General features: G+C 69.2%; 24 protein-coding genes. 21 read left to right on the forward strand and 3 right to left on the reverse strand.

All coding sequences use genetic code 11. From position 1 onward, the window contains the following. Positions 1 to 286: 286 nt before the first annotated feature. From OG474_RS45505 to OG474_RS45590, 18 genes are read left to right on the forward strand one after another with little or no spacing between them, the layout of a single operon-like run. The gene (locus tag OG474_RS45505; RefSeq protein ID WP_405059940.1) at positions 287 to 1,456 is read left to right on the forward strand and encodes a nucleotidyltransferase family protein; all 1,170 of its coding nucleotides are present in this window, start codon (positions 287 to 289) and stop codon (positions 1,454 to 1,456) included. An 18-nt stretch (positions 1,457 to 1,474) separates the two neighbouring features. Further along, positions 1,475 to 2,701, forward strand: a complete 1,227-nt coding sequence (locus OG474_RS45510) for a hypothetical protein (RefSeq protein WP_405059941.1) — start codon at positions 1,475 to 1,477, stop codon at positions 2,699 to 2,701. Beyond that, positions 2,698 to 3,384: a hypothetical protein gene (locus tag OG474_RS45515; RefSeq protein ID WP_405059942.1), complete on the forward strand. Its 687-nt coding sequence runs from the start codon at positions 2,698 to 2,700 to the stop codon at positions 3,382 to 3,384. Before OG474_RS45510 ends, OG474_RS45515 begins: the two co-directional genes overlap by 4 nt. Further along, positions 3,381 to 4,736: a glycosyltransferase gene (locus OG474_RS45520; RefSeq protein WP_405059943.1), complete on the forward strand. Its 1,356-nt coding sequence runs from the start codon at positions 3,381 to 3,383 to the stop codon at positions 4,734 to 4,736. The genes OG474_RS45515 and OG474_RS45520 overlap by 4 nt, the downstream gene beginning before the upstream one ends. A 12-nt stretch (positions 4,737 to 4,748) precedes the next feature. Beyond that, a complete protein-coding gene (locus tag OG474_RS45525) occupies positions 4,749 to 5,858 on the forward strand; it encodes an NAD-dependent epimerase/dehydratase family protein (RefSeq protein WP_405059944.1) in 1,110 nt (369 codons plus the stop codon). Further along, the gene (locus OG474_RS45530; RefSeq protein ID WP_405059945.1) at positions 5,858 to 6,895 is read left to right on the forward strand and encodes a hypothetical protein; all 1,038 of its coding nucleotides are present in this window, start codon (positions 5,858 to 5,860) and stop codon (positions 6,893 to 6,895) included. The genes OG474_RS45525 and OG474_RS45530 overlap by 1 nt, the downstream gene beginning before the upstream one ends. Beyond that, positions 6,892 to 7,998, forward strand: coding sequence for an alkaline phosphatase family protein (locus OG474_RS45535; RefSeq protein WP_405059946.1), 1,107 nt, complete (start codon positions 6,892 to 6,894; stop codon positions 7,996 to 7,998). Before OG474_RS45530 ends, OG474_RS45535 begins: the two co-directional genes overlap by 4 nt. Continuing rightward, positions 7,995 to 9,959, forward strand: coding sequence for a PEP/pyruvate-binding domain-containing protein (locus OG474_RS45540; protein ID WP_405059947.1), 1,965 nt, complete (start codon positions 7,995 to 7,997; stop codon positions 9,957 to 9,959). The genes OG474_RS45535 and OG474_RS45540 overlap by 4 nt, the downstream gene beginning before the upstream one ends. Then, positions 9,956 to 11,197 carry a glycosyltransferase family 2 protein gene (locus OG474_RS45545; protein WP_405059948.1) on the forward strand — a complete coding sequence of 414 codons (1,242 nt, stop codon included), beginning with the start codon at positions 9,956 to 9,958 and terminating at the stop codon, positions 11,195 to 11,197. Before OG474_RS45540 ends, OG474_RS45545 begins: the two co-directional genes overlap by 4 nt. Further along, positions 11,194 to 12,219 carry a hypothetical protein gene (locus OG474_RS45550; protein WP_405059949.1) on the forward strand — a complete coding sequence of 342 codons (1,026 nt, stop codon included), beginning with the start codon at positions 11,194 to 11,196 and terminating at the stop codon, positions 12,217 to 12,219. Before OG474_RS45545 ends, OG474_RS45550 begins: the two co-directional genes overlap by 4 nt. Beyond that, positions 12,210 to 12,863, forward strand: a complete 654-nt coding sequence (locus OG474_RS45555; protein ID WP_405059950.1) for a hypothetical protein — start codon at positions 12,210 to 12,212, stop codon at positions 12,861 to 12,863. Before OG474_RS45550 ends, OG474_RS45555 begins: the two co-directional genes overlap by 10 nt. Beyond that, complete coding sequence (locus OG474_RS45560; RefSeq protein ID WP_405059951.1) at positions 12,850 to 13,995, forward strand: acyl-CoA dehydrogenase family protein; 1,146 nt, start codon at positions 12,850 to 12,852, stop codon at positions 13,993 to 13,995. Before OG474_RS45555 ends, OG474_RS45560 begins: the two co-directional genes overlap by 14 nt. Next, entirely contained in the window at positions 13,988 to 15,409 is a 1,422-nt protein-coding gene (locus OG474_RS45565) for a class I adenylate-forming enzyme family protein (protein ID WP_405059952.1), read from the forward strand. Before OG474_RS45560 ends, OG474_RS45565 begins: the two co-directional genes overlap by 8 nt. Further along, on the forward strand, positions 15,406 to 16,674 hold the full coding sequence (locus OG474_RS45570) for a type III PLP-dependent enzyme (RefSeq protein ID WP_405059953.1): 1,269 nt from the start codon (positions 15,406 to 15,408) through the stop codon (positions 16,672 to 16,674). Before OG474_RS45565 ends, OG474_RS45570 begins: the two co-directional genes overlap by 4 nt. Next, on the forward strand, positions 16,664 to 16,912 hold the full coding sequence (locus tag OG474_RS45575; protein WP_405059954.1) for a phosphopantetheine-binding protein: 249 nt from the start codon (positions 16,664 to 16,666) through the stop codon (positions 16,910 to 16,912). Before OG474_RS45570 ends, OG474_RS45575 begins: the two co-directional genes overlap by 11 nt. 23 nt (positions 16,913 to 16,935) lie before the next feature. Next, positions 16,936 to 18,063, forward strand: a complete 1,128-nt coding sequence (locus OG474_RS45580) for a nucleotidyltransferase family protein (protein ID WP_405059955.1) — start codon at positions 16,936 to 16,938, stop codon at positions 18,061 to 18,063. A gap of 9 nt (positions 18,064 to 18,072) precedes the next feature. Further along, positions 18,073 to 19,377 carry an HD domain-containing protein gene (locus OG474_RS45585; RefSeq protein ID WP_405059956.1) on the forward strand — a complete coding sequence of 435 codons (1,305 nt, stop codon included), beginning with the start codon at positions 18,073 to 18,075 and terminating at the stop codon, positions 19,375 to 19,377. Next, positions 19,370 to 21,346: a PEP/pyruvate-binding domain-containing protein gene (locus OG474_RS45590; RefSeq protein WP_405059957.1), complete on the forward strand. Its 1,977-nt coding sequence runs from the start codon at positions 19,370 to 19,372 to the stop codon at positions 21,344 to 21,346. The genes OG474_RS45585 and OG474_RS45590 overlap by 8 nt, the downstream gene beginning before the upstream one ends. On the opposite strand, the gene OG474_RS45595 is transcribed toward OG474_RS45590, so the two are convergent. Both OG474_RS45595 and OG474_RS45600 read right to left on the reverse strand, forming a co-directional pair. Further along, a complete protein-coding gene (locus tag OG474_RS45595; protein WP_405059958.1) occupies positions 21,343 to 22,158 on the reverse strand; it encodes a nucleotidyltransferase domain-containing protein in 816 nt (271 codons plus the stop codon). The genes OG474_RS45590 and OG474_RS45595 overlap by 4 nt on opposite strands. Continuing rightward, a complete protein-coding gene (locus OG474_RS45600; RefSeq protein ID WP_405059959.1) occupies positions 22,131 to 23,417 on the reverse strand; it encodes a condensation domain-containing protein in 1,287 nt (428 codons plus the stop codon). Before OG474_RS45600 ends, OG474_RS45595 begins: the two co-directional genes overlap by 28 nt. A 99-nt stretch (positions 23,418 to 23,516) precedes the next feature. Here OG474_RS45600 and OG474_RS45605 point away from each other — a divergent pair, with 99 nt between their 5' ends. Beyond that, positions 23,517 to 23,987, forward strand: a complete 471-nt coding sequence (locus OG474_RS45605) for an NUDIX domain-containing protein (protein ID WP_405059960.1) — start codon at positions 23,517 to 23,519, stop codon at positions 23,985 to 23,987. Positions 23,988 to 24,008: 21 nt separating this feature from the next. Then, a complete protein-coding gene (locus tag OG474_RS45610; protein WP_405059961.1) occupies positions 24,009 to 24,743 on the forward strand; it encodes a class I SAM-dependent methyltransferase in 735 nt (244 codons plus the stop codon). A 27-nt stretch (positions 24,744 to 24,770) separates the two neighbouring features. Here the strand turns inward: OG474_RS45610 and OG474_RS45615 are convergent, their stop codons facing one another. Then, positions 24,771 to 25,247: a MarR family winged helix-turn-helix transcriptional regulator gene (locus OG474_RS45615; protein WP_405059962.1), complete on the reverse strand. Its 477-nt coding sequence runs from the start codon at positions 25,245 to 25,247 to the stop codon at positions 24,771 to 24,773. 41 nt (positions 25,248 to 25,288) lie between these two features. On the opposite strand from OG474_RS45615, the gene OG474_RS45620 reads away from it, so the two are divergent. Then, a complete protein-coding gene (locus OG474_RS45620; RefSeq protein ID WP_405059963.1) occupies positions 25,289 to 26,209 on the forward strand; it encodes an alpha/beta hydrolase in 921 nt (306 codons plus the stop codon). The last annotated feature ends 192 nt before the right edge of the window (positions 26,210 to 26,401 follow it).

Genomic DNA, 26,401 nt, shown 5'->3' on the forward strand with positions numbered 1-26,401 from the left:
CCCGGGGTCGGGACTCTCATCGAACCAGAAATCGGCCATGTTGCTACTCGAATACCGTGTCGAGCAAAGTTTTTGCAGCAAGCTGCAGATTTGTTGACGGTTTACGGAAGGTGAACCTAGGGTTACTGCCAGAAGCTCCAGGTCAGGCGCTACCGCCTCCACGTCGGCGCCGTCGCAGGGTTCCTGCTGAGGCCGCACATCCCCTCCGCAGCGAGCCGTCGAATGCTCCAGCCGCCGCGCTGAGCTGCGTCTCCAGGAGGACTCCGATGTCTGCATCAGCTTCGCCATGCCCCACTCGCGCGGCCCACCAGGCCGCGGCCGCGGCATGACCGGCGCACGCCTGCCATCGCTGGAACTGGGCCCGGAGTGGGCGATGCTGGAGCTGCTCTGTCCGGGACGGCTCCGGGGCGAGCGCAGGGACATGTTCCTGCAGCTCCTGCGAGCAGGCATCGACGAGGGCCAGCTCGTCGAACAAGCCATGCGGCACCGGATGCTGCCGATGCTCGCCTACGTCATGGCCGACGAGGAGATCGCCGGCTGTGTTCTGCATCAGTTGCGCGGTGAGCTCGTCGGCGTACTGCTGGCGAACCGGCGCCGCAATGCGACCCTGGCCAGGGTCGCCGCCACGCTCTGTTCCGGTCTGCGCGCAGCCGGGATCAGAGTCGCGGTCACCAAGGGTGTCGCCCTGGAGCAGACGATCTACGGCGGCCACGGCTGTCGCAAGATGATGGACGTCGACCTGATGATCCACCCGCGGCACCGGGCCGACGTGCGCCGGCTGATGACGGAAGCCGGATTCGTCAACGGGATCTACGAATGGCGTGAGGACCGGATCCGGCCGCTGCCGAAGCGGACACTGGCGATGTACCGGCTCAGTCCCGATCATCTGCCGCACTTCCTCAAGCTGGACGCCGACGGCGCCGGCGCCATCGCGGTCGACGTCGCCTGTTCGGTCACCTGGTCTGCCAGCGAACAGCAACTCGATCAGGACGAGGCCCTCGCCGAGCTCGTCGATATCCCGGCCCTCGGGGGCGAGGTCGAGCTGCCGACGCTCAACCCGGCGTACCAGTTCCTGTTCACCGCGTTGCACCTCTACCGCGAGGCGTGGTTCCAGGAGTCCGTCGAGCGCGGCAAGGACATGCTCTACAAGTTCGCCGATCTGCTCCGGCTGTGGTCCCGGTATTCGGCCGATCTCCTGGCCACCCTGCCCGGAGTGATCGAACGCTACAACCTTCCAGCCTTGCTGGGCTGGGTTCTCACCCACACCGATCGCATCTTCGGTACGACGATGGCCGCCGACCTGAAGCTGCCCACGGTCTCCGAGGAGCAGCTCGCCGGCGCTCGCGGGCTGGGCGGTGTCGAGCTCACCTGGACCGGTTCGATGCGGGAGCGCCTGCACAGCCGGGACCGGATGGCGCTGTTCACCCGGTGCTCCACGTCCGCCGCCACCTACTGAAGCGAGCGAGGATCCTCGATGAGTGAAACCATCGCGGTGATCGGCAGCCACACCATCCGGCCGGACGACCTGGCCACGGACTGGCAGGCCGCCGAGGCGCCGACCAGCTTCGGTCCCTGGCCGGTGCTGACAACCCGGATCGGCGACCACCGCCTCGTCTATCTGACCCGCTCGGCAGGGCGCTCCGGTGTCGCGCCGCACCTCGTCCCCTATCGCGCGCTGATCACGGCGGTACGCCAACTCGGTGCGACCAAGATCCTGACCACCTCTGTGGTCGGCTCGTTGCACCGGGCGATCGGCGTCGGCTCCTTCGTGGTCCTGGACCAGTTCCTCGATTTCACCCGCACCAGGATCACCACTTCGTTCGGCACCGGACGTGGCTTCGCGAACGTCGATGTCACCGATCCGTACTGTCCCACGCTGCGCTCCGCGGTCCGCGCCGCCGCCGGATCGGCGCCGCACGTCCGGCACGGCGGATGTTATGTCGGCGTCGACGGCCCCCGGTACGAAACGCGGGCAGAGGTGGAGATGTACCGGCGCCTCGGCGGCGACGTGGTCGGGATGACCGGACTGCCCGAGGTGGTACTGGCACGCGAGGCGGGTCTCTGTCTCGCCTCGATCGCAGTGGTGGCCAACCTCGGCGCCGGGTTGACGTCCGGCAAGGTCAACCGCGCTGACCACGCCGTCGCGGTCTCCGATCTCAGCCCCGAGGTCGGCCGCCTGCTCCTGGCCACTGTCGAGGCTCTCGCGGCGACCGCGACCCGGTGCGACTGCGCGGCCGCGGCGGACGATCTGGTCGCCGCCGACAGCGCCACGGAGGCCGACGAGCCGGACCATGAGGACGAGTTGAGCCTGGTGATGCTCCGCCCGTCGATCCTCGGCGATCGCCGCGTGGGTGCGATCCTGACCGAACTCGAGCAGGTCACCGAGGTCCGGGCCGTCCGGACGGTACGGCTGGACGCCTCGACCGTCGACGCCATCTACGACCGGCCGGGGATCGCCAACCTGCTCCCCGGCATCAGGGACGTCCATCTCGGGCGGACGGCGATGGCGATCGCCGTGGCCGGTCCCGCCGGGACCTGCCGGACGGTCGAGAAGCTGGTCGACGTACTGCGGGAGTCGGTGTCGACCGACGCCTTGCACAACGGGATCCACGCCGCCGGCGATCCACGAACGGCGGCGCGGGAGCTGGCGCTCTTCTTCTCCACCGACGAACTGCGGCCGATCTCCGCGGAGTCACGATGAGGCTGACCTTCAGCATCGACGGACCGTCCAACGCCGGCAAGAGCACGGTGGTGGCCGAGCTGGCCCGGCGGGGACTGCAGGTCCTGCCCGACGCCGGCGACCTGTTCACGATCTTCCCGCCCTTTCCGGTCGATGCCGTGTCGGCCCGGGCCAACGAACGCTACTGCGTGCTGGCCGAACTGGCCCGCTCGGCGCTACTGGGGACGCGGTGGCGTCAGGACACCGACTGCGTGATGGACCGATCAGCTCTGTCCACGCTCGCGATCGCCTACGGCTACTCGGGCCGGTTCGGCGCCGCCGCCTTCGGCGAACTGTGCGGGGAGCTGGCCGGCGCGGTCCGAAGCGGCACGTTGCGGATGCCCGGCACCTTCGTCTATCTGAGCCGCCCCGCGGGCCTCTTGAGCGCGCGCAATGCGCAGCGTCCGATCCCGCTCGACGACTACTGGATGGAGGATCGGATGCTGCAACGCCAACTCGACTTCTACGAAGCCTGGGCCGACCTGGTCGGGCCGTCCTGCCTCGTCGTCGCGGAGACCGACCGCCCGGCCGCCGTACTGGCCGACCAGATCCTGCTCGCGGTGCGCACCACCCCCGCAGCAGCGGCCGGGCCGGTCGCGGCGGCGCTCGAGGCTCTGCCCGAGCGCCTACAGAACATCCAGTACTCCGCCAGGCGAAGCTCATGACGATCATCCCCGTGCTGGCCGCGGCGACCGTCGGGGCGAGTTGTCTCGTCAATATCGCCAGGTGGCGGTCAGTCCGGTCGAACTTGCGCTGGCTGGACGACCAACGCAGCGGCGCCCTCGAGCCACCCCCCGTCCTGCTCCTGATCCCTGCCTACGAAGAACAGCTCCGGCTGCCGGAGCTGACCGACAGGCTGATTGCAGTCCGCTGTCCCCCGGAGAAACTCCGGATCCTGTTCGTCTCGTCGACCGCAGAGCCCGAACCACCCGATGGCCGCCCGACGACGGCCGCCGTCGCCGACGATCAGGTCAGCCGGCTGGTCCAGGCACTGCCCGGGTCAGCCGTCGCCCACCTCCGTTGTGATGCGGCAAATCCTTCGATGGCGATCCAGCTCAACGCGGGCCTCCACTGGGCCGCCGAACAGGGCTGGCTCACCGACGATCCGTACGTCGGAGTCATTCCGGCCGACGCCTATCCGGCGCCCGACGCCCTCCAGCAGCTCGCGGTCGCGGTACAGCGCGGGACAGCCGCTGGTCAGGAACCGCCGCAAGCGCTGCAGCAACCGACCACCCACCTGCGCACCTTCGCTGCTCTCGGATGGTCCTTCTCCGACCTGGTACGGCGAGCCGCCGGCGTCTACCAGTCCGCCTTCTCCATCGGTGTCGAGCTGTCCCGGCTCCGTGCGAAGGAGCGACGGCCCTCCTCGTGGCGGTACGCGCCACTGAGCGGCCACGGCCTTTTCGTTGCCAGCGGCACCCTTCTGGAGCACGGCGGCTTCCCGGAGCAGACTTGGTGCGAGGACATCGCCCTGACCATCGGGTACCACTGTGCGGGCGTGACGGTAGCTCCGGTGGCCTCGATCGAGCAGAACGAATCGCCGTTGAGCTGGCCGGTCTACTTCAACCAAGCTCGGACCTGGTTCACCGGAGCGACGCAGTACAGGCGGTTGGGTGCTTTCGCGCGCCAGATTGCTCCCGGCGCCGAGCGGCGCAGGCTTTCCGCACTCGCCTACCGGACCTGGCTGTCCGCGTGCTGGCTCGGCGGTCCGACGCTCGTCCTGGCCGCGCTGATCTGTCTGGCCGTCACCGCTCCCCCACTGCTGTTCCTGCTCGCGATCGTCGGCTGGACAGCAGCCCTGTACGCCGGACAGGTCCAGCTCTGGCGGTTGTGCACGGCCGATCACCGTCGGCCGGTCCGCGAAGCCCTCGCGGCGGCAGTGTTCCAGCTCGTGCTCGCACCGATCGGTCCGGCCCTGGCAGTCGCGGCCAGGGTGGGGCTGCTCGATCGGCAGAAGGCCAAGGCAGTTCGCGAAGATCTCGATTCCCAGCTCGTGCCCGATGTTCCCGGATCGTAGGAGTGAGCACGAATGACGCACCGAATCCTCGTCACCGGCGGAGCCGGCTTCATCGGTTCGCACCTGGTGACCGCACTGCTCGCACTAGGCCATCAGGTCGTTGTCATCGACAACCGATCCCGGCCGTTCGACCAGACCGAGGCTGATCAGTCCGGCGGCGCCGAGTACGTCTGGGCCGACCTGCAGGACAAGCCCGCGGTGGAGAAGGCGCTGCACGACGTCGACATCGTCGTACACCAGGCCGCACAGGTCGGGGTCGGTCACTCGATGTTCGAGATGCGGCGCTACGTCGACGCCAATGTCAGCGGTACGGCGGTGCTGCTCGAGGCGGTCGCGGAGCGCGCCGGGCAGATCCGGCAAATCGTCGCCGCGTCCTCGATGTCGGTGTACGGCGAAGGTCTGCACGCCTGCGACCGCTGCGGCGAGGTCCGGCCGCCGGTCAGGGCGTACGACCGGCTCCGCGCGGGTCTGTGGGAACAGGTCTGCCCCACCTGTGGTGGTGAGCCGGTGCCGATTCCCATTCCGGAGACGGCCGATCTGCGGCCGGCGTCGGTCTACGGCATCTCGAAGCGAAGCCAGGAGGAGCTCTGCCTGGTCGTCGGTCGCGCCTACGGCATCCCGACCACCTGCCTGCGGTACTTCGGCGTCTACGGCCGGGGCCAGTTGCTGACCAATCCCTACACCGGCATGGTCGCCCTGTTCGCCGCCCGGCTCGCGGCAGGCCGCGCGCCGCTGATCTTCGAGGACGGCCGGCAGCGCCGGGATCTGATTCATGTCTCGGATGTCTGCCGGGCGGTCCTGCTCGCCATCGAGAACGGCACGGACGCAGGCCCGGTCAACCTCGGCTCGGGCCAACCGGTCGAGGTCAGCACGGTGGCCAGGATGCTGGCCGATGCGATCGCCCCCGGAATCGAGCCGGAGATCTCCGAGAACTATCGCAAGGGCGACATCCGCAACTGCTATCCGGACATGACCCGGGCTACCGACCTGCTCGGCTTCGCGCCGACGGTGAAGCTCGCCGACGGGCTGGCGGACTTCGCCGAATGGGCCGCGAGCAACGCGACGCAGGAGTCGATCGACCGGATGCGCTCGGAGCTCCACCAGCACAGGCTGCTGCTCTGATGACCAGGACGACCGCCGTCGACGTCCGTCGGCCGCGGGCCTCGCTGCTGGCCGAGTGTGCACGAGCGGTCGCGGATGTCCCCGGTCAGACCTGGTTGCTGGCGGGGAGTTTCGGGAGGCGCGAGGAGGTCTGGCATGCCGGCGTACCGGTGTCCGACCTCGATCTGATCGCTCTGACCGACACGCCCCTGACCGCGGTGCCCGCCGGCCTGCTCGACCTCGAGACGCGGTACCGAACCGGCAGCGAGAGCTTCCGCCTCGACATCAAGCAGATCAGCCGGACCGACCTGCCGAAGCTGGCCGGCACGCTGCTCGGACGTGATCTGGCTGAGGCTGTTCCGCTGACGGGCCCGGCGGTCGAGCTCGGACAGCTCGCCGTACCGCCTGCTCTGCCCGCGGCGCACTTCCTGGTGGCGAATCGCTATGCCGGCTGGCTGCACCGGGCATCTTGGTCTACCCTGCACGGCGAGAGCGGGCGGTGGCAATCACTGCTGCTCCAACTGAGCACGTGCAACATCGTTCTCGCGTGCGTAGCAGCTCGACTGATCGCTGTCGGTGCCTACACACCGCGGATCGCGGACCAGCGCCGGCTGGTCGATCGCCGGCTGGGACCCGACGCGGCCGAGGTCTTCACCGCCGCCGCGCAACTCCGGGCGAGTGGAGTTCTCGCCGACGTTCCCGCCATCGCGCTCTGGCGTGAGTGGGCGCCGTCGGTGCTACGTCTGCTCGATGGTCTCTTCGAACCCGCGGCCGAGCCCTCGGAGCTGGCGCATGGGTTGAGCGGCTGGACAAGTGAGGCCGGTCGATCCGAAGTCCGATCAATACCTCCGGATGACGCCGGCACTCCGCAGCGGGCAAAACACGGGTTGCAGACCTCGACGATCATTCTGGCCCACTGTCTCGCCGACCCAGGGCTGCAAGGACAACTGGCAGCTGTTGCCGACTCCTCCTTGCCGGGCTGGACCGGTTCCTGGAGCTCGTCGCGGGACGCGTTGCTGGACACCTGGCAGGAGATCAGGAGAGGTGGCCGCGCATGACGCTAGTGATCTTCATCGACGGTATCGGCCAGGACGCGGCGCACGACGCCGGGCTGGACACCTTGTTCGACTCGGCCAGATCACTGCGCACCGGCATCGGCTACACGGTCAACATCATCACCGAGGTCTTCGCGGGTCTCGGGCCGGACGCGGCGGGCTTCTTCAACAAGTGGGGGCTCGCCCCCGACCGGGCGCCGCTCGGCCGGCATCCGCGGCTCGCCCGGTGGCTCGATCCACTGGAGCGGTTCCCGGCCGCCGATCTGTGGGTACGCCGGAAGCTTCGGCAGCGTGGCGTGGACACCGCCCGGATCCCGTGGCGGATGTGTCCCTACTTCGGCAAGATCGGCACCGACGTCGCGCACGGTCCCAACACGCCCCGGTCGATCTTCGCCGACGCACCGGTCTTCCTCGCGCATCCGCACGGACTCCCGGGGCGCGATCACGACGCCACGGTGATCGAGCAGGCCCGTCAGGCGCTGCGCGACAAGCGTGACGTGGTCCTCTTCCTGACCTACCTCGACGGTCTTGGGCACGACTTCGGTCCCGACAGTTCGCAGTACCGGCGCCGGGCGTCGTGGTACCGGGATCAGATCGCCGGACTCATCGACGTCGGCCAGGAGGCGGATCCCGGGAGCGCCGTAGTCCTGTTCTCGGACCACTCGATGACGCCGGTGACCCAGCACTGCCGACCGCCCCGGTTCCCGCGGGACGTGCTGGCGTTCGTCGATGCCACCATGATCCGCTTGTGGGCCGCACGCGGCGGCGACGAGCGCTGCGCCGAGGCGGCTCAGGCGCTGGCAGCGACCGGATCCGGGCAGTTGCTGAGCGAGGCCGACCGGCGCGCGTTCGGGGTCACCGACCCGCGATGGGGCGACCACATCTTCGTCCTCGATCCCGGCGGGCTGTTCGTCCCCGACTACTTCACCGGCATCCACCGGCCGGCGGATTCGACCGCTCGCGGCATGCACGGCTACCACCCCGATCACGAGGAGACCGCGGGCATCTTCTACACCCTCGGCACCCCCGCGGCGCCTGCCACCAAGGTCCTCGACCCAGCCGGTGCGCACGATGAGATCAAGCTGGCGCTGGGAGGGCTGCGATGAGACTCCTCCGGGTCGGCGACCTGACCGACGGCACCCGCGACCGGGTGGGTGAGAAGGCCTGGAACCTCGATCGGCTGGCCAAGGCGGGGTTCGTCGTCCCGGACGCTGTAGTCATCCCCAACGATCTGCTCTGGGCCGTCGCGGAGTCGTCCGGTGCCGGCGACGCGATCCGCCGGCACCTGCACCGCGGACTCAACAACAGCGGGATGATCCGGGCTCTCCTGTGGGACATCGACCTCGGTCCGATCGGCGACGTGCTCCCGGTCCTCGGTGATTCTCTGGCCGTGCGGAGCTCCAGCACGCTCGAGGACGGCCTGCACAGCTCGCTGGCGGGCACGTTCACCTCCCTGCTCGACGTAGAGCCGGCCGCTGCGGTCGATGCTGTCCAGCAGGTCTGGTCCTCAGGCTTCTCCCCCCTCGCGCTGGCCCTCGCGGATACCGTTCCCCCCGATCATCTGGCGGTCATCGTCCAGCGACAGGTCCGGCCGGTGGTCGCCGGGGTCTGCTTCACCGTCGACCCGCTGAGCGGGAGCACGCACCGGCTCGTCATCGAATGCGTCCAGGGCAGCGCCGAGTCCCTGCTCAGCGGCGAAGGGATCCCATACCGCTACACACTCGATCGAACCGCGACCCAGCCGGCCGCTGTCACCGACGGACCGCTGTCGGCACCGGATCTCGAGAGGTTGCGGACCGAGATGCTCGCGGTGGAACAGCTGTTCGGAGTGCCGGTGGACATCGAGTTCGCCCTGGTCGCGGGCGAGACCAGACCGGTCATCCTCCAAGCTCGCCCGATCACGGGCACGGCGGCCGTCGGATCGGTCCGCATCGGTCCGGTGACCGCGGTGTCCATCGACGACCTGACGGCGGCCTCGGCACTGGTCCGCGAAGCGGGCGAGCTGCTCGAACTGGTCCAGCGCCGGATCGACAAGCACCACTACGTCCGCGCCGCCGCCCGCCGGCACGACCTCGTCCTCGACGAGCAATGGTTGCTGCAGGCAAGCGAATCGGGAGCGTCCGCCGAGGCCATGGCCGACGCCGCGGCGAAACTCACCGGCACCGAAGTGCTCGAGATCGCCTTGCCACGATCGCCCCTGCGACGAGTACGGCGAGAAGCCCTGCCGGCGTGGTTCGCCGAGCACTGGCGCCCGGGGGAAACGGCGTTCGTCGCTGACCTGCATGTCGGCCTGACCAGTGGATACTCCGCGCTCCAGTCCGACGGCCAACTGGTGGTCGAGTACCTCCCGGGTGCGGCCGGCGGCCTGATGTTCGGCAGTGGCCCGTTCTCTACGGTGATCGCCGACACCACCGGCGTACCGGTAACGGAACAGCGGCGATCCGCGGACGCCTACTGGGCGCTCGATGCCGACACCCTGCAGATCACCCGGCGGCCGACCCAGCGAGCGCCGGAGGCACTGGACGCCACCGCGCTCGCGGAGATCCGCCGGATCACCGAAGCACTGCAGTTCGAGTTGGGCGAAGTGCGCATCGAGTGGATCCGCACCGACACCGGGCAGATCAGGCTGTGGGACCTGTCGGTCGAAAGCGGCCGTGAGCTGCCCGCCCGGATGTCCGGAACGATCTCGCCCGGCCAGGCCACCGGACCGGCCGTCATCCTGCTCGACGTCGCGCCGTTGCAGGAGATCCTCAGCGACCGCAGCGTGATCCCGGACCCCGAGTTCCTGGCCGCACACGGCAGTTCGGCGGCGGACGAGATCCGGTCCCGGTTGCTGGGTGGGCTGACCAGACCGATCGTGGTCACCCCGTGGCCGCGAACGTGCCTGGCTTTGCTGGTGGACCATGTGGCCGGCTTCGTCTTCGACGACGCGGCCACCCTCTGCCATCTGTCGATCATCCTGCGCGAGGCCGGCGTACCGGCTGTGGTGCGCCACTCCGCGACCGGCGAGATCGCACCGGGAGCCCGGTTGCAGCTCGCCGCCGGGCAGTGCGAGGAGGTCCGATGACGACCGTGGCCGAGCGAGTCGAGCGGCTCAGATCGTTGCCGGCTCCTGCCCCTGCCGTTCCGGCCCGGGTGACCGCGCTGGTCGCGACGTACAACCGGTGTCCCTTCGGTGCCGGTGCAGGATTCGCCGAGAACCCCTTGGTGCTCAGCGTGACGACGCTCCTGACCGCCGACTCCGAGGTCGAGGTGGTGATCGTCGACGACGGGTCGACCGATGCCACCGAGGCGGTCGTCGGCCGGCTCCGGAGTCAGTGGCCGACCCGGATCCGGGTCGTCCGGACCAGCCTGCATCGCGGCAGCGCACACGCGCGCAATACCGCCCTCTCGCTGGCCCGCACTCCCGTCGTACTGCTGCTCGACGACGATCTGGTTCTGCAGCCGGGCTTTCTCCAGCCGGCCATCTGGCAGCTCGCACGCCTGCGCCAGCAGGATCCCCGGACAGCTGCCCTGACGCTGCCGTACTACGGCCGCGCGGCTTCGCCGTACGCGACGGCGGCCGGCGATGACTTCGGCCGGCTCGATCTTGACGACGGCTACTTCACCACCAACTTCGATCGGCTGCCGCCGTCGGATCAGCTCGACGAACTCGGTCTGCTGCTCCCGGTGCTAACGACCATGGTCAGTGGCTTCTGCCTGTTCGCGGCCGACGCCCTGACGGCGATCGGCGGCTTCCCGGACCTGTCGGAGTGGCGGACGTCGTACTCCGATCATCTGCTGGTCTCGGCCGAGCTGGCCGAACGCGGCTTCCAGGTGCGCCACGCGCCCGATCCCCGGCTCGGCGCGATCCATCTGAAGTTCGGGGCCGTCGGCCGGTACCCGGCACGCGCCGGTGCGGACTGGGTGACGCGGCTCGGGTACTCGTTCGACGCTCTGATCGCGTCGGCCGCCATACCCCGGCTGGACACCGGCTGCCGGATCGACGACGAAGAGTTCGCCGAAGAGATGATCGGACTCTTCTTCGCCTGCTACGCGGCCCGCAGCCGGACCGGCGGCCGGAACTGGGCCTGCAGGGTGCATCGCGACTACGTCGACCAGGGCACGTCGTACACACCCGCCTACACCGTCGTTCCCCAGCGAGCAGACCGTGCGGCGCAGTGGCGCCGAGGCTTGCTGCGCGGCGCGCGCCAAGCGATAGCGGACCGCGCCCAGCTGTCCGACCAGGTTCTCGACCAGGTGCGTGCGGCCTGTGCCGACACCGGTGAAGACCTCGCGGCCGTTCTGCAGCAGGAGGGCCGATGAGACTCCCGATCGAACTGCAGCGGCACTTCAACAACTATCTGAGTGGTGCGCTGCCTCTCTGTGTGGTCCTGGGTACCGGCCACACCGGCTGGTTCGAGGAGCGGTTCGCCGAGTTGCACTCCTACCGGATCGCGGCCGACGGCGGGGTCTCCTGGATCGACTTCAACGACACCTTCGCCTATCGCGGCCTCCTCGGCACCGACGTCGTCGGGCTCGAGCAGGCCGAGCAACTCGACAATGTCGCCGACTATCTCGAAGCCGCGGTCGCAGCCGGCACCTACGTGATCCTGTTCGTCGACCTCAACCGGCTTCAGGACCTCGGCCGGACGCTCATGCACGAGTTCCTGGTCTACGGGTTCGAGCCGGCGACCAGGTCCTTCGTCGCCGCCGGATTCGATCGCGATCGCCGCTTCCAGGAATTCCTGTTCCCGGCGTCCGCCCTCGAGGCCGCCTTCCGGTCCGGGCTCGAACAGATCCGGACGTCCGAACGCTGGAACAAGATGACCGCGGTGGCCCAGACGCTCACCCCGGGCCCGCGCCCCGCCGCCGTCGCCGACCCCGCCCGGATCGTCGCCGCCCTCCGTCGGTACCTGCTGTCCGTCGTACCGGACGATTTCGACCCGTACGGCGGCTACTGGTGGTACTCGCGTGCGGCGGACGTGGCTCCGGGAGAGCGGATCAAATTCGGCCTGGATGTGTACGACGACGCCCGCGAACATCTGCGCGCCGCGGCGGAAGGCCAGGTCCGCTACGACTACCGGGTCGTGCACCTGCTGGCCGAGCACAAGCGGATCGTGCTCGATCGCCTCCGGTTGCTGACCACCCCGGGCGAGCACGAGGCGACGATCTCCGCCTACAGCTCGCTGGTCGGCGACATGGAACGACTTCGGCTGGCCGGGCTCAAGCACACGTTGAACAGACGCCGGCCGCTGTCACCCGCACACGAGACCGACCTGGCGAAGGTGGCTGCCACCGAGCGGTCGATCCTCACCGACTTCCTGGAGGGGAACCGATGGCTGTGACATCGGCCGGATCCAAAGGCCCGATCATCTCGATGCTCGGTCTGCCCGGCACCGGCAAGAGCACCCAGAGCAGATTGCTCTCCGAGGCGGTCGAAGGCAGCCTGATCGTCTCGGTTCCGTTGCTGCGCAAGGGAAACCCCGGCCTGCTCGACCGGCTGTCGCAGCGGGCGCGGCACGAACTCGACGGCCTGGCCGCTCAAGCGGCCGCGGCCAGAGATCTCGGCCAACTCGCACCACGGGCGTTCGACCACGCTGTGATCGAGCTGGTCACGACCAGCGACGCCCCGCTGACCATCCTGGACGGGCACCCGAAGGGCCTGCTGCAGTCGCAGCTGCTGCTCGCCGACCCGACGACGGCCAGTCGGCTGGTGGTCTTCGAGTTCGACCTCGGTGGTGACTCCGAGGCTCGGTCGATCGACCGGCAGCGCAGCCGCGCGCTGAGCAAGAACCAGCCGGCGGGACCCGAGGACCTGCTGCGTTTCCAGGGCAAACTCGCGACCTTTCGCACCCACACCCTGGCCGGCCTGATCCATCTGCGCGCGACGGCCGCCGTACATCGTCTGGACGCGACCGACGACCAGGACTCCCTGCACCGCCGAATCCTCGAGCTGATCACGAAGGAGTGTGCCGATGATCGACGCTGAACTGCTGGCCAGGATCGCCCAGCGCGCGGCCGAACTCGACCAGGAGTCGCGTTTCCCGGCCGAGAACCTGGCCGAACTGCGGGCCGGCGGTCTGCTCGGGCTGGCGGTGCCCGCCGTGCACGGCACGCCGGAGGCGTTCCTGACCGAGCTGGTGACGACCGCCCGCGCGATCGGCGGCGTGTGTTTGTCGACGGCGATGATCTGGGCGATGCACTGCCAGCAGGTCGATGCGATCGTCCGGCACGGCACGAGCGGCTTGCGGGACCGGCTGCTGCCTCGAGTGATCCGCGGCGAGGTGTACATCGCCTCGGTGACGACCGATCGCTCCGGTGGCTCCAGCCTGACCGGGACGACCTCGACGGCGAGCGGCGGCGCCCGTCTCGCCATCGACCGGGACGCGCCGGTCGTCACCGGTGGGACGGCCGCCGACGGCTTCCTTCTCACCGTCCGCCGGGACAGCTCGACCACACCGGGTGGGGAGGTCTCGCTGCTGTACGTCGATGCGGCTGATCTCGTCCTGGAGCCCACTGACAGTTGGGACATGCTGGGGATGCGGGCCACCGCTAGCGGTGGCCTTCGGCTCAAGGGCAGCACGCCTGCGGATGCGGTGGTCGGTGCCGGCACGTTCCAGCGCGTGGCCGACGACAGCCTGGTCCCGCTGGCTCACATCGGCTGGTCGGCCTGCTGGCTCGGCGCCGCCGAGAACGCGTTCACCCAACTCGTCGCCCGGCTGCTGAAGACGGCCGGCAAACCGGGCAGCCCGCTCGAGTCGGACCTGCTGAACGAACGGGTGGCCCGGATCCGGGTCGACCTCGAACTGGTCAGCTCGTACCTGCGGACGGTCACGGCCGAGGTCGCGACAGCGCGGACCGCAGGACGCGTCTTCGACCGGCCGGCCGACAAGATCCATCTGAACACACTGAAGCTGGCCGCCTCCGAGCTCTGCTTCCGCGCCGCCGACCGGATGGTCCAGCTGTCCGGGCTGGCCGTCGGGTACAACCGGCTCGCCCCCAGTGCGCTCGAACGAACGTTCCGGGATCTGCGGTCCGCGGCGCTGAATTTCTCCAACGACAAGCTGTGGGTCGGCACCGGCGCACTCAGCCTGCTCGATCGGGGCGTGCACCTTGCCTGACCACGATCAGCTGATCCATGACCTGCTGATCGCCGCCGGTCAGGCGCACCCCGAACGCCGCGCGCTGCAGGACAGCGCCGGAGCTCTGACCTATGCCGATCTCACCGATGCCGTGCACGCGACAGCCCAGTGGCTGACCGCGCACGGCGTCCAGGCCGGCGATCGGGTGCTGGTCAGACTGCCGCCGGGTCGCGACGTCGTCCGCCTGCTGTACGGGTGTTCCTGGATCGGCGCGACGCTGATCCCGGTCAGTCCGTCGATCGGCCCGACCCACTGGGCACACGTCGTCGAGGATGCCGAGCCGGCCTTGATCCTGACCGAGCTGCCGGACGACTTCGCTTCGGCACCGATCGTCCCGGCCCCGTCCCCCCGGCATGACCCCGATGCCGTCGCTCTGCTCATCTACACGTCGGGCAGTACGGCGATGCCCAAAGCGGTGGTCTGCACTCATCGTCAGGTGGTCTTCGCGACCAGGGCGATCGCCGAAGTGGTCGACTACCGGCCCGACGACGTCGTCTACTGCCGGTTGCCCTTCTCGTTCGACTACGGCCTCTATCAGGTGCTCCTGTGCGCGGCCGCGGGTGCCTGTCTGGTGATCGCCGATCCGGCCGCCGGGCCGCGGATCCTGGCGGACATCCGAGCGTGCCGGGCGACCGTCGTACCGCTGGTTCCGACGCTGGCCGCGATGCTCGTCGCGATCGCCGGCCGCGACGGCGCCGAGCACACCGTCCGGCTGTTCACCAACACCGGTGAGTGGCTGGCCTCGGCGCTGATCGATCGCCTGCGCGACTCGTTCCCGGCGGCCGCCGTGCAGCTGATGTACGGCACGACGGAGTGCAAGCGGATCAGCGTGCTGACACCGGACGGCGATCGTGACCGACCCGGCTCGGTGGGCAGACCGTTGCCAGGGACAACGGTCGCGATCGTCGACGACGACGGTACGCCGCTACCGGCCGGCCAGGACGGCGAGATCACCGTCAGCGGAGCCCACGTGATGTCCGGCTACTGGCGGGCCCCGGCACTGACAGCACGGACCTTCCGTACGACGGCGGCCGGGATCGTGCTGCACACCGGTGATCAGGGTCGCCTCGACGAGGACGGTTATCTGTACCTGCTCGGTCGTCGCGACGACATCTTCAAACTCAACGGGGTCCGCACCAGCGTCACCGAGATCGAGGCGATCGCGGCCGGCCTCAGCGGTGTGACCCAGGCGGCCGTCGTACCGCCGGATCAGTTGCGCCAGGCAACGTTGTGCCTGGTGACGGAAGGCGACCGGGACGCCGTACTCGGCGAGCTGGCGACCTTGCTGGAACCGGCCAGGACGCCACCGGTGGTGGTCTTCCTGGACCGCCTGCCCACCAACACCTCCGGAAAGCTCGACCGGACCACCCTCCGCCGGGAGGTGACCGGATGACCGGACTGCGCGAGCTCGCCGCGGCCTTCGGCACACCGCTCTACGTGTACGACCTCGCCGAAGCGCGGCGCTGCGCCGAAGAGCTCCGCTCGGATCTTCCAGCGGGCGCCAAGCTGTTCTATTCGGTCAAAGCCAATCCACACCCCGAGGTGGCCGAGACTCTCCGGTTGTCGGGCTGCGGAGCGGAGATCAGCTCCCTCGGAGAGCTGGAGGTCGCCCTGGCCGCGGGCTTCCCGGCCGAGGACCTGATGTACACCGGTCCGGCCAAGACAGCGAGTGAGATCCTGGCCGCCGCCCGGGCCGGCGTCCGCAGCTTCTCGACCGAATCACCCATCGACTTCCGGCGGATCGCCGCGGGCGCCGAGCAGGCCGGGATCGAGGCGGAGGTCCTGTTGCGCGTAGCCGGCACAGCTCGCGGCGCGAGCGGCCTGAGGATGACCGGCGGTGCCTCGCAGTTCGGCCATCCGATCGATGCGCTGACAGCCGACCCGGGCGCGTTCCAGGACATCAAGGGCGCGTCCTTGACCGGCCTGCACCATTTCAGTGTCAGCAACGTCTCCGACGAGTCGGCACTGATCGACGAGCTCACTTCCGCGGTTCGGCTCAGTGCTGAGCTCCGCGACCGGCTGGGGCTCCAGTTGCGCTCTCTCGACCTCGGTGGCGGGTTCGCAGCGCCGTACGCGATCGGGACCGCGCCGCCCGCCTACCCGCGGCTGAAAACAGAACTCGAGCAAGCACTCGACGAATGTCTTCCGGCCTGGCGACGGGGTGATCCGTCGATCGCCTTCGAGTCAGGGCGTCGGCTGACCGCGACCTGCGGCACCCTCGTCGCCGAGGTGATGGACGTCAAGCTCTCCCAGGGAGCCCGCTACGTGGTGCTCGACACCGGCATCAACCATCTCGGTGGGCTGTCGGGGACCGGGCGGATGATGCGTCCCAAGGTCGAGCTGACCGTGCTCGGGCGGCCCGATCCGGCCGCCTCCGGTCTGCGGGCCGTCGTCACGGGGCCGTTGTGTACGCCGGCCGACGTGCTCAGCTTCGACGCCGCCGTACCGGATGTGGTGCCCGGTGACCTGGTCGCCATTCGCAACGTGGGCGCCTACGGGCTGTCCGCGAGCCTGACCGGTTTTCTCAGCAGACCAATGCCGATCGAGGTCCCCGTCGACAGCTCCGGAGCGGTCCGTGCCGGCCGGCTACGGCTGCGGCGGGAGCCGGTGGCGATGCGGTACGAACCGAGGGAAGGGCAGCACGACGATGTCTACTGAAGAGCTGAAGATCCTTGAGGAGAAGGTGCGCGCCCACCTTCCGCTGCTGCCGGACGAGGCCGAGTTGCCGCCGGACGCCGAGCTGGTCTCGCTCGGCCTCGACTCCCTCGGCACGGTGACCCTGCTGCTGGAGCTCGAGGAGACCTTCGCCATCGAGATCCCCGACGAGCTCCTGTCCGCGTCGACGTTCGCCACCATGGCCTCGCTCCAGCAGGTCGTCACCACCCTTCAGTCCTGATCCGCTGCTCCGGAGGTACGCCGATGCCCGTTCCGGAAGACGACGTCTTCTTCCTTCTCGCACTCCCGGTCGTCGCGGCCGCCGATACCGAACGGACCGCGGAGATTCTGCGCGGGGCGGGCGGCGACTTCGATTGGGGCCGGCTGGTCGACCTCGGCCTGCGGAACCGGGTGCTGCCGTTGATCGGCCGGAACGTCGTCAGGTACGGCGCACTCCGCAGTGCGGCGCAGCGGCATCATGGGATCGCCCGCGACATGCTCGCCGCGGTGTATCTCGGGAACCGGTGCCGCAACGACGCGTTGTTCGGGGAGTTCGGCCGGGTCATCGGCGCGCTGCGGGTGGCCGATGTCCGGCACGCGGTGCGGAAGGGCCCGGCCCTGATCGAGCACCACTACGTCGATCGTGGGGTTCGGCAGACCAACGATCTGGATCTGCTGGTGAGCCGTGACGACATCCCCGTCGTCCGGGAAGTACTGGACTCGCTCGGCTACACCCAGGGCAAGGTCGCCGCAACCGGCCGCGGGGTCAGTCCGTTCCAGCGCTCGACCGAACTGCTGTGGAAGGCCTATCTGAACAACAGCCTGCCGTTCGTCAAAGCCGCGTTCACCGACGAGATCGACTACTTCAAGGTCGATCTGTGCCACGGTCTCCTGCAGACCAGGCAGGCCTCCGGCGACTCGGCCGCCCAGTTGCTCGCCCAGGCCAGACCCGCCGTCGTCTGCGGCGAACGAAGCTGGGTCCTCGATCCCGTGGATGCGGTCCTCGACCTCTGTGCCCATCTCCACAAGGAAGCCAACGGACTGCGGTACATCCGCAGCGGGAAGGCGTTCGAGCTCCGCAAGTTCAACGATCTCGTCGTGTCGACAGCCGCGTGGGACAACGCGGACTGGCTCTCCCTGACCGAGCGGGCCACGGCGCTGAACGCGACCGTCCCCTGCTTCTACGCCCTTGCACACCTGACCTCTCTGTATCCCGGCGTGGTCCCCGAGAAGCATCTCGAACAACTGCGGCCCGACCAGGCCGACCAGGTTCTCGACGGCTACGGCGCCGAGGACCAGGCTCCGGCGCAGTGGACGAACTCGCTCCGGGACCGCCTGCTGTCCGGCGTCGACCACACGACGATCCCGCGGTCGCCGATCCCTGAGGACTAGGAGGTACCGATGACATCGCGATGGCTGGAGCGCGCGACCTTGGCGCGTCCCGTCTCGGCTCCACTGACAGCCCAGACCGATTCGGTCCTGCGGCAACTCTGGGTGGCCGATCCGCACGCCGTGCTCGCGGGCCCGGCCGCCCTCTCGTCGTACTTCAACGGAGTGTTCGGGCCTGACGCCGAAGCGATCGAGGTCGACGTCACGGGGATCGGTTCAGCGCGGGCCGCCGAGGTCCTCACCGCGCTCGCTCCACGCGTCCGCTGGCGGTTCGACCGGCTCGCGGAGAGTTCGGTCAACCTGCTGCAGTGCGGCCTGCGATGGCGCCACGATCGTCCGGAGCTGGTCTACGCCGAGGAGAGCCTGGTCAAGGATCTCGCCGACGGCCGGCTTCGCTATCACAGCGCCGCCGACGAGCCGCTGGCCGCCGAGCTTCTTCATCTGTGGCCGGGGATCCACGCCGATGGGCATCACGCCCAGCCCGTGGTCGGCGAACTCGAGACCGCCCACATCGCCTCGAAGGCCGGCGAACGAGGCGGCCGGCTCCGGCCGCGGGTCTACACGATCGACGAGCGACCCTGGCTGGCCGCCCTCGATCGGTGGCACCAGGTCGCGCACCGCCGGCCGGAGACGGTTCCGGCCGTACCGCTGAGCGCCTTGCCGGCCGGAGATCCCTGGCAGGCCGACGACGACGGCTTCCGGTCCTGGCTGATCGACCACGAGGTGACCCGGAGCGGCCGGCCCGACGACTTCCTGGCCACCGCGATGGCCGCCCAACGCAGCCACGCCCAGAAGCCCACCCACCAAGGCTGGGAGGTGGCCCGGCACGGCTTCACCGCCTGCCTGATGCTCGACACCGCGGCCGTCGCGCCGGCGGATCGCCGAGCGCTCCGGGTGGCCACCTTGCTGCACGACATCGGCAAGGTGAAGAACGTCTGGACGCCTGGCGCGCACGGGAAGATCGGCGCGGCCCTGTGGCAGCGCCACCGGCCGGCCTGGCTGACGGATCGCGAGGCGGAGCTCGTCTCCTGGCTGATCGCCCATCATGATCTGCCCGGCCTGATGGACCGCGGCATCCGGAACGACGACTACCGCGGGGGCCTGTGCCCGCGCGATGTCCGTGACATGGTGTCCACACTGGACCGACCGTTCGAGGAGGCAGTCACGCTGGCCGTCACCATCTACTCAGCAGACATCTCAGCTGTCCCGACGTTGCGATGGCTGCGCCCGTTGACGCCGATTCTGCGCGGCCTGATCGAGGCCGGGCACGGCAGCGAAGGCCCCTACCTGACCCGAGCGGAGCTTGCCGGTGCCTGACCCGATCCAGCCGTTTCTGCAGCTCGACTCGACAGACCACCCGGTCAGCCTGGTCGGTGGAAAGGCGAGCGCGTTGAGTCTCGTGTTGCGTGCAGGTCTGGTCGTCCCCGAGGCGGTCGTCATCACGACCGATGCCCATCGCGAGCTGCTCCAGCGGTACGGCGTACTGCCGCTGCTGACCGCCGGTCTGGCCGGGATCAAAGCCCGCCCGGCCAGTGCGACAACGGTTCTGGCTCGCCTCCGGCGGCTTGTGCTCGACCTTCCCCTGACCGCGGGCGATCTCGGGCCGCAGGTGGCCGCCCTCGCCGTACAGGGCACAGTGGTGGTCAGATCGTCCGCGCCGGACGAGGACCGCCGGGATCGGGCGATGGCCGGCGTCTATCACTCCGAGCTCGACGTTCACGGGCCCGACGACATCGTCGATGCGGTACGCCGTTGCTGGGCGGGCATGCTGACCGACCGAGCTGCCTATCACTGGGACCGGACCGACCACGACGGCCTGGCCTTGACCGCCGTCATCGTGCAACGGCAAGTCGACGCCGACTGGAGTGGAGTCGCCTTCACCAGCGATCCCGTCACCGGACCGACCGATGGCATCGTGATCGAGGCCGCCCGAGCGGACACGACCGCGATCACCTCCGGGAAGGCGCCGGACGTCCTGGCCCACTGGCCGTCCGATCCGGGGGATCTGCCGGCAGAGCTCGGTTCTGGGCTGCTCGCCGCGGGCAGGCGGTTGCGGGACGAACTCGACGCCGAGGTCGACATCGAATGGGCCGGCACCGCCGCCGGGATCCAGATCCTGCAGGTCCGTCCGATCACGGCCGTCCCCACACCGGTCCGTGCCGTCGCCGACCAGGAGGACATCGACACCGTCCGGTCACTCGTGCTGGGCCGAACCGCGGCGGTGTTCGCCAGGCAGCTGCAGAAGAAGGTCTGGCTGCGTCGTGCGGCCCGTGACCTCGGCATCCCTGTCTTCCCCATCTGCTACGCGGTCTACGACCCGCGGACGGTCAAGGAGGAGGCGGCCGGGATCAGCAGCCAGGTGCCGGGTGACTTCCTGCTGCTCAACTTCGGCGACGGCCCGCAGCGGGTTCCAGCGGACCAGTTGGCCGATGCGTTGGTGGCGGGTGCGGCCGCCAATCCGGTCGGCGACGGGCTGGCGTGCGTGCAGGTCGGCCAGCTGCTGGCCGCCGAATGGTCCGGAATCGCCTCGTGCACCATCGACGGCGGCATCGTCGCGGAGGTGTATCCGGCCGGCGTATCCGGGATGAAGTCCGGCCGGCTGGCGGGTACGACGTACCGCCTCGACCCGGGCACGCGGCAATGGTCGGCCGTGCTCACCTCAAGCACCACCCGCACCGCCCGGCTGGATCCGGACACCGCCCGATGGATCCCTCAGGATCACCCGCCGGTGCCCATCGAGTTGGCGCCCGAGGTGCTCGACCAGGTCGGTCACCAGACCAGGGCTCTGACCGCAGCGCTCGGCGAGATCCGGTACGAGTTCTACGTGGCCGACGGCCTCGTCACGAGTAAGGACATCACGCTGGAATCGGCGCCCTTGCGGACCCCGGCCGATCAGGCCAAGGTGCTCAGTCCGGGGCAGGCGACTGGCCGGCTGGTCCGGATCGAAGACCTTGGCCCCTTGGAGGTTCTGGCTCGCCGGCACGAGGTGAGCGTCTACTCGCACAGTGCCGACGACGCGCCGCTCGCCGATCCGGCCGCGGCGGAGTTGCTGGCCTTGCTGAATGGCCCGGAGCCGGTCGTGCTCGCCGCCGCCTATCCGTCGCTCGGTCTGATCCCCTTCGTCCGCGGCGTGGTGGGTTTCGTCTTCGACCAGGGCTCCTTGCTCGGGCATCTGGCCATCGTCCTGCGCGAACACGGCATCCCCGCGGTGGTGGATGCGGCCGACGAGATCGCGGCAGGCACCCTTGTCACGATCGACGCGTCCGGCGTACGGGCGTCCCCCTAGTCGTCGGTCGGCGCCGGCTTCGCGGCCGCATAGACAGCACCCAGGTCGTCGGCGGCCAGCCCTGCGCGGGTCGCCTCGTCCACACAGGCGATCAGGACGGCCCGCGCGGCTCGGCTCCGTGACGCATGGCTGGCCTCGTCCAAGGCCCGGACCTCGGCCAGCTTGCTCAGCCCCGCGCGGACGGCCTCCGGATACCAGGGCAGCGAGCTGAGGATGCTGTAAACGGCCTTGGCCGACGGCCGCGGCCTACCGTTGGCCGAATAGATCAACCCGACGAGCAACTCCAGCGTCTGGTTGAGCCGCAGATGGGCCGACAGCAGGTCGCCCCTGGCCAGCCAGGGATCGATCTCGGTCAGGTCGAACCCACGCCACCGGGCCGGCAACCGGTCGGGGTAGGCGATGCCCCGCTGGGCGATCTTCCTTACCTGGTAGGCGATTCGCTCGCCGAGCTCCGCCCGCCCAGGTCGCGCCTCCGCACAGATCGCCGCGAGTACGCCGTCCTCGTCGGCGTACGGGATCGTCTCGTACCCGTAGACGTAGCGGCGCCCGTCCGGCCAGCGCGCCACGTCGAGGCGCGACAGATGGAGATGACGGATGCCCCACATCCGCCGGCCTTCGTCAAGGAAATGCCCGCGTCCGGCACCGGCCGCCGACTCCTCGTCGCGGTAGACGAAGACCAGGTCGGTGTCGGAGAACTCGTCGGCCGTCCCGCGCGCGACCCCACCCTGTACGCCGACCGCGACGGGCGTCGTACCGGCCAGCAACTCCGGCAAGGCCGCGCCGATCAGCCGGCGCGCAGATAGTCCAAGCATGACGAGAGAATCCGTTCGATCTGCTGAGCCGGCACACACCACGTGTCGGCCATCAGCCTGATGGTCAGCTGATCGCCCTTGAGATCGGCGTTCAGATGCATGACTTGTCCGTCGAACTCCTTCGCACCGACCCACTCGGGATCCGGTTGTTCCACCGGGGGTCCGGCGGCTCCGGACCTGACGGTGAAGTTGTAGTAGAACGCCCGCGCGACATCGAAGTACGAAGCGCGGTCGTGATCGAGGAGCAGCTCGGTCACCTGCCGTGGGTTGGTGTGCGAGCGCCGGAAGGCCTGCAGGAGAGCCGATGCCGCCGCGGTGATCTGGTCACCGGTTCGCCGCGTCTCGGTGTCGAGGCAGACCAGGGTCTCCCGGAAGTAGCAGCCGACCGACTCCTGCAGCTCGGGCGCGAAGCGATTGTGGACGACCACCCAGAAGGCTGGGTGGCGCTGGCCGAGAGTCGTCGCCACGGCTTGGGAGTACGCGGCCAGCAGCACCGCCGACGGAACCGTCCGATGCCGGCGAGCAAGCCCGAGCAGAGCGCTCCCAGCGGCGTACGACGAGACTCGCGCCTGCCGGTATCGCGGCCTCGAATCCAGAGCGGCCGGGCTGAGCTGGCCGGGCGGAACTTCGGCGATCGTGCGCCGCCACAGCTCGAGACCTGCCTGGTTTGCTTCCTGGCCTGCCGGGGTGGCCTCCCAGTCCGACTGATCCACCGGCTGGACGGTGGCTTCTTGTGTTCGGCAGGACCGGCCGGCCAGGCGTTTGCGCAGCTGCCGCCGCAGGACGGCGGCGCTCCACCCGTCCACCGCCAGGTGCGACGCGATGACCGCGACCCGACTGATGGTGCCACCGGCCTGCACCAGAGCGAAGTCGACCGGTGGACCAGACGTGCCGAACCGTCGCTCGCGCTGGGCCGCGAGCCACGCGTCGGCCGCTGACTCCTGCAGGACGTAGACGTCGGATTGCCCGTTGCCAGCGACGTACTGACGCGGCAAGCCGGTCTCGTCCGGCCGGTACGACGTGCGCAGCGCCTCGTGGTCCGCGATCAGCTCGCCGACGATCCGGAGGCCGTCGTCGACCGCGACCGGCTGCCCTACCTCGGTCTCCAGGCACACGGTGTACTGACCGTCGTGCGGACGCATCCGGGAGAGGAAGTCCCACATGTACAGCTGCGACCAGCTGAGCGGCGCGGAGCGCTGCGGCAGGCCCTCGAACGAGAGCCGAACCTGCTGCGTCGAGCCCGGATCGTCGACCGCCATCACTGCAGGATATGAAGGCGGCCGGGGCCTGAAAACCCTTCACTGGTTGCCACTTCCTGCAACTCGCGGATCCGTGTGCTCCGGTAGAATCGGCGATCGATGAGTGAAGTCAAGCCCCGGCAGGGGCGAGCCGGAATCGTGCTGCTGTCGGCTGCGGGGGTCGCGGTGATCGAGCGGGTCCGGCAAGGCGATCGCTATCACCTGCTGCCCGGCGGCGGGGTGAAGCGTGGCGAGACGCTGCCCGACGCGGCCCGGCGAGAGGCGTTCGAAGAGCTCGGCATCGAGATCTCGGTCGGCGGGCTGCTCGGGGTGGTCGAGTTCGACAACGCCTTGCAGCACTACTTCGTGGCCCACTGGACCAGCGGTGTCTTCGGTTCGGGCACCGGCAAGGAGATGTCGAGCCCGGCCGATTCGTCGCGGGGCAGCTACCGGGCGAGCTGGCTGCCGACCGATCGCCTGGTCGCCGAGGACCTGCGGCCGCGCCCGATCGCCGACGCACTGCAAGCAGCGCCCCGGATCGACCAGCTGGTCGCCGACTGGCTGGCCGCTCCCCCACACCTGGTCGAATGACCCTCGAGGAAGGACCCGGCGATGAGCCCGCGAACCGAGTTCTACCAACTGTTCCTCGATGATCGGCTGAACTACAGCTCCGGCTACTTCGAGCACGACGACGTTTCCCTGGACCACGCGCAGCAGGCCAAGACCGCGGCGGTCCTGACCCGCTGTGACCTCAGCCCGGGCCTGCGCCTGCTCGACATCGGTTGCGGCTGGGGATCATTGCTCTGGACGGCCGCCCGGCAGTACGGCGTACACGCGACCGGCATCACCACAGACCGCCATCAGTACGCGTATCTGCTCGACAGACTGACTGCCGAGCCTCTCGATCCGCCGGTCGACGTACGGCTCCAGGCCTGGGAGGACTACCGGGAACCGACCGACCGGATCGTCTGCGTGAACGCCTTCGAGAACTTCGCCGACAAGCCGGCCTTCCTCCGCCGCTGCGCGGACCTGCTGTCGCCGTCCGGCCGGATGGTGATGGTGTGCGTCACCGCCGACCGCCCAGTCTTCCGGGTCATGCCGAAGCAGACCGTCGTCGACACCGCCCGCTCCATCGGTTTCGAGGTCGAGGTGTCCCCCGACCTCGGCCACCACTACGCCCGAACCCTTGACCACTTCGGCACGCGTCTGGAGCAGTCCCGCTCAGCCGCCCTGGAGGTCGTCGACGAGGCCTACCTCGACCGCAAGATCCGCTACTTCGCCACCTGCGCCGGCCTCCTCCGCACCGGCCAGAACCAAATGCACGAATTCACCTTCACCCTCCGCTGACCCGGATCCGCAGCCACAGTGACCGGTTCAGCCTGTGGGGGTGCCGATCTGGTCGTGCTCCAGGTGGGAGCGCAGCAGTGCCAGCGCCTGGGCGGCGGCCGAAATCTGGCGGGCTGTGAGAGCGTCCGCGATCAACTCCGACGTCCGTTCGGTGAAGGTGACCTCCGCCGCGTCTGTCAGGCGGCGGCCGGCGGCGGTCAGGGCCACCAGGGACGAGCGCCGGTCCGCGGGGTTGGGGGTACGGCGGACCCACCCCACGGCCTCCAGCCGGTCGATCCCTTTGCTGGTGGCCCCGATGCCGATGGCGAACTCGCCGGCGATGTCCGCGACCCGGGATCCAGGGTGATCGCGGAGATGGCGCAGGAACTCGAACTGCGAGGTCACGATGCCGTGCGCCTCCCGCAAGGAGTCGTTGAGGGCGTTGTACAGGCGGGTCTCACACCTCACCAGATCCGCGAAGAGCTGCGGGAGATCTGCTGTGCTAGCGTGAAATGTATATGCCACGGCATATACTGTACCGGCATGCACCTTCCTTGAGGAGAGCAGTGAGCAAGCAGCAGCGGGAGAAGATCGACGCATTCCTCCGGCAACCACGCCCCGACGGCCCACCGCCCTCGGTCGAGGCACTGCGGTCCGGGTTCGCGACGCTGATGTCCCAGATGATCGTCCCGGGCGGAATCCGCACCCGCACCACGACTCTCGGAGACCGGCCGGCCCTGTACGTCGAGCCCGAGCAGGGAAGGCGGCCGGGCACGATCCTGTACTTCCACGGCGGCGGATGGGTGTTCGGCTCACCGCGGACAGCGCTGTCGCTGACGGCGAACCTCGTCGTCAGAACCGGATGCCCGGCGTTTTCGGTGGACTACCGGCTCGCACCCGAGCATCCGTTCCCGGCCGGAGTCGAGGACACCCTCGGCGCTTACCGCGCACTGCTGGACGACGGCGTGGACCCCTCGACGATCGTGTTCGCCGGCGACTCGGCGGGCGGCGGCCTCACGATCACGACCAGCCTGGCCGCTCGCGACGCCGGCCTGCCACTGCCCGCCGCGATCGTGGCGTTCTCCCCTGGCCTGGACGCCTCCAGGACAGGCGAGAGCATGACCACCAGAGCGAGCGCGGATCCGATCTTCACCCGCGCGGCCGTCGAGCGCACCGGCGCCATGTACACGGCCGGGCAGGACCCCCACCAACCGCTCCTGAGCCCGGCAGTCACGGCGGATCTGACCGGGCTCCCGCCGATGCTGCTGCAGGTGGGGACGAACGAACTGCTCCTGGACGACTCGACCCGCTTGGCCACCCGCGCCGTCACAGCCGGCGTGGACGTCATCCTCGACGTCACAGCCGACGTACCCCACGTCTTCCAATCCTTCGCCGGCGGCCCCTTGGACGAGGCCGACCAAGCACTGGATCGCGCGGCCCTGTTCATCACCCAGCACCTACCCACCCCAGAAGCGCCACCAGCCTAGGCCGAACCTCCTACCAGCCACGCTCGGCAAGGCGATGCGGCTGCGGGATCTCGTCTACGTTGATGCCGTGGCCCAAGATTGACGCGCACTCGAGCAGACCTGGGATCGACAGGGAGTCCGCTAGTCGCCGCGGCCGGAGTGGTGGCCGGAGACAGTCAACAGTTGCCGGAGACCCCCACCACAGGTCTCCGG

It is taken from the genome of Kribbella sp. NBC_01505, from assembly GCF_045040285.1.
In the GTDB taxonomy this organism is placed as follows: domain Bacteria; phylum Actinomycetota; class Actinomycetes; order Propionibacteriales; family Kribbellaceae; genus Kribbella.

Bases quoted from the DNA above. Each gene is read 5' to 3' on its own strand.
- OG474_RS45585 (WP_405059956.1), top strand. From the start codon at position 18,073: ATGACATCGCGATGGCTGGAGCGCGCGACCTTGGCGCGTCCCGTCTCG.
- OG474_RS45550 (WP_405059949.1), top strand. From the start codon at position 11,194: ATGAGACTCCCGATCGAACTGCAGCGGCACTTCAACAACTATCTGAGT.
- OG474_RS45605 (WP_405059960.1), top strand. From the start codon at position 23,517: ATGAGTGAAGTCAAGCCCCGGCAGGGGCGAGCCGGAATCGTGCTGCTG.
- OG474_RS45520 (WP_405059943.1), top strand. From the start codon at position 3,381: ATGACGATCATCCCCGTGCTGGCCGCGGCGACCGTCGGGGCGAGTTGT.
- OG474_RS45525 (WP_405059944.1), top strand. From the start codon at position 4,749: ATGACGCACCGAATCCTCGTCACCGGCGGAGCCGGCTTCATCGGTTCG.
- OG474_RS45545 (WP_405059948.1), top strand. From the start codon at position 9,956: ATGACGACCGTGGCCGAGCGAGTCGAGCGGCTCAGATCGTTGCCGGCT.
- OG474_RS45595 (WP_405059958.1), bottom strand. From the start codon at position 22,158: ATGCTTGGACTATCTGCGCGCCGGCTGATCGGCGCGGCCTTGCCGGAG.
- OG474_RS45580 (WP_405059955.1), top strand. From the start codon at position 16,936: ATGCCCGTTCCGGAAGACGACGTCTTCTTCCTTCTCGCACTCCCGGTC.
- OG474_RS45575 (WP_405059954.1), top strand. From the start codon at position 16,664: ATGTCTACTGAAGAGCTGAAGATCCTTGAGGAGAAGGTGCGCGCCCAC.
- OG474_RS45570 (WP_405059953.1), top strand. From the start codon at position 15,406: ATGACCGGACTGCGCGAGCTCGCCGCGGCCTTCGGCACACCGCTCTAC.
- OG474_RS45555 (WP_405059950.1), top strand. From the start codon at position 12,210: ATGGCTGTGACATCGGCCGGATCCAAAGGCCCGATCATCTCGATGCTC.
- OG474_RS45560 (WP_405059951.1), top strand. From the start codon at position 12,850: ATGATCGACGCTGAACTGCTGGCCAGGATCGCCCAGCGCGCGGCCGAA.
- OG474_RS45510 (WP_405059941.1), top strand. From the start codon at position 1,475: ATGAGTGAAACCATCGCGGTGATCGGCAGCCACACCATCCGGCCGGAC.
- OG474_RS45540 (WP_405059947.1), top strand. From the start codon at position 7,995: ATGAGACTCCTCCGGGTCGGCGACCTGACCGACGGCACCCGCGACCGG.
- OG474_RS45535 (WP_405059946.1), top strand. From the start codon at position 6,892: ATGACGCTAGTGATCTTCATCGACGGTATCGGCCAGGACGCGGCGCAC.
- OG474_RS45610 (WP_405059961.1), top strand. From the start codon at position 24,009: ATGAGCCCGCGAACCGAGTTCTACCAACTGTTCCTCGATGATCGGCTG.
- OG474_RS45515 (WP_405059942.1), top strand. From the start codon at position 2,698: ATGAGGCTGACCTTCAGCATCGACGGACCGTCCAACGCCGGCAAGAGC.
- OG474_RS45600 (WP_405059959.1), bottom strand. From the start codon at position 23,417: ATGGCGGTCGACGATCCGGGCTCGACGCAGCAGGTTCGGCTCTCGTTC.
- OG474_RS45530 (WP_405059945.1), top strand. From the start codon at position 5,858: ATGACCAGGACGACCGCCGTCGACGTCCGTCGGCCGCGGGCCTCGCTG.
- OG474_RS45505 (WP_405059940.1), top strand. From the start codon at position 287: ATGCCCCACTCGCGCGGCCCACCAGGCCGCGGCCGCGGCATGACCGGC.